Here is a 455-nt window from a genome sequence, read left to right on the forward strand (position 1 = left end):
ACCACGTCCTAAGACTCTACCAACCAGATGGCAACTTCATATCCGGATGGAAGCTGTCAGATACTCAATCAACCGACTTAATAGGTAATGGAAATGTCTTTTAATCAAAATGAATCAGCGATTTTGAGTCTTATTGAAGCATTTACATTGGGTCAAATTGCAGCTCCGGATTTTGAACAAAAATACTCCGTCGCATGGCGAACCTACAGGGATTCATCGGATATCAAAAATGCCGATATCGTCACTCAGAGGTTTTTTGACTCAGTTTTCTCATTGGTCGATTCTTACTGCTCAGACCCTGAGTTAATCGACGAGGATGATTTAAATGATGAGGAATTACTAAATGAGGTATCAAACCTTAAAATATCCTGGGAAAACGCCATACTCGCTTAACGCAGTTAATAATGATAACAAAGGGTTATTCATTGGCTGACTGGACTGACCCCGCCCCGGTA

The 455-nt window shown here is 40.9% G+C and carries 1 protein-coding gene; it reads left to right on the forward strand.

Going from position 1 to position 455, the window contains the following annotated elements; all coding sequences use genetic code 11:
• Positions 1-93 precede the first annotated feature (93 nt).
• The gene (locus UTM25_RS22500) at positions 94-393 is read left to right on the forward strand and encodes a colicin immunity domain-containing protein (protein ID WP_168112401.1); all 300 of its coding nucleotides are present in this window, start codon (positions 94-96) and stop codon (positions 391-393) included.
• Positions 394-455: the final 62 nt, after the last annotated feature.

This window comes from Enterobacter sp. 61D5, assembly GCF_034107965.1.
GTDB classification, from domain to species: domain Bacteria; phylum Pseudomonadota; class Gammaproteobacteria; order Enterobacterales; family Enterobacteriaceae; genus Enterobacter; species Enterobacter cloacae_M.

Excerpts from the sequence above, each read along its gene's own strand:
- UTM25_RS22500 (WP_168112401.1), top strand. The coding sequence starts at position 94 with ATGTCTTTTAATCAAAATGAATCAGCGATTTTGAGTCTTATTGAAGCA.